General features: G+C 47.2%; 1 protein-coding gene and 1 pseudogene. Both read right to left on the bottom strand.

What is annotated here, in order from left to right; all coding sequences use genetic code 11:
- Positions 1 to 113: 113 nt before the first annotated feature.
- Complete coding sequence (gene istB, locus BLW33_RS13895) at positions 114 to 878, bottom strand: IS21-like element helper ATPase IstB (RefSeq protein ID WP_090310074.1); 765 nt, start codon at positions 876 to 878, stop codon at positions 114 to 116.
- Positions 871 to 1,330: pseudogene (locus BLW33_RS14200) on the bottom strand (IS21 family transposase); the annotation flags it as partial. The pseudogene BLW33_RS14200 and the gene istB, both read right to left, overlap by 8 nt.

Below are 1,330 nucleotides of genomic sequence, written 5' to 3'. Positions count from 1 at the left end.
GTGAGTATTCCAATGTAATTGTGCATGCTTTCCGATGATTGAGATCACCCTATCCGGAAAACGAGTGCGCTGTTTCCGGACCGAGTGCAATCAATTAATAAGTTAATATCAGGTTAATCCTGACCAGGTGCATTCAAACCATGACGTTCACGCATGGAGATCCTGCCATCGATCATGATTTCATGGGCATTATGAATGATGCGGTCAATGATGGCTTCGGATACCGTCGCATCTGATTCGGTGCCGATCCGTTCATACCAGCCCTGTGGTTCAAACTGGGTGCAGAAGATAACTGAGCCTTTGACGGTTCGGGCTTCAATGATCTCCAGCAGTTCTCTGGCCTGGTCGCTGCCCAGAGGGCACAGCAGAAATTCATCCAGGATCAGGAGATCGATTTTCTGATAACCTTTGATGACCTTCTGATAGGTACCTTCACCGTGAGCGATCGCAAGTTCGTCGAGTAGGTCGGGCAGCCTGACGTATTTGACTTTTATAAAGTTACGGCAGGCCGCAATACCAAGGGCACAGGCGAGATAAGTTTTGCCATTTCCGGAAGCACCTTTGAGAATGATATGGTGGCTGTCGAAAACATAACCGCAGGTAGACAGTTCCAGTAGTTGTGATTTATCCAGTTTTCGGTCGGCATGGTATTCAATCGCCTCCATGCAGGCATTCGGATGACGAAATTCGGCAAAACGGATCAGTTTGGTCAGTTTCGTACTTCGTCTTTGCTCCCATTCCTTATCAACCAGCATTGAAAAACGATCCTCAAAGGAAAGTGCATCAAAGGCATGATTACTGCACTGTGATTCAAAGGCATCCGCCATGGAGGCGAGACGGATGTCATGAAGTTTATCGATGGTTGACTGTTTAATCATTATCGCTGCCTCCTTTGAAATAAGAAGCGCCGCGGGTAATGCCATACTGTCCGCTTGTTTTAGCAACTGCCGGCTTGGCTTGCGCCTTATCCTGGCCATTCTTTAAAATGGTCGAGATATTTTTCAGACTTGGATTCGGGGTATAGGACAAAGCCCGGTTACAGGCGGCTTCGAGACGCTCGGTTGAATAACGGTCGGCCAGTTTCATCAGTGAAGCACAGGTTTTATATCCCTGCTGTTCAACTTTATGGGCCGAGAGAAATGTTTTTATGGCACTCACTGTTGAGGCACCGATACTTTCACCCCATTCCAGAAAGGATTCGGTATTATAACTCAGATATTTGCGGTGGTTTTCCGGCATGTGCTCCGGCAGATAAATGGGATCTTTGGCATAGGCAACGCGGATATGCGAAGCAATCCGATTATTATGATAGAAGGCTTCGACACACTTT

Origin of the sequence: Eubacterium aggregans, from assembly GCF_900107815.1 — a bacterium.
Classification (GTDB): Bacteria; Bacillota; Clostridia; order Eubacteriales; family Eubacteriaceae; genus Eubacterium_O; species Eubacterium_O aggregans.
Note: the sequence above shows the minus strand (reverse complement) of the source record. Positions and strands in the feature narration are given on the sequence as shown.

Coding starts and splice junctions, on each gene's coding strand:
- istB (WP_090310074.1), bottom strand. CDS start 878: ATGATTAAACAGTCAACCATCGATAAACTTCATGACATCCGTCTCGCC.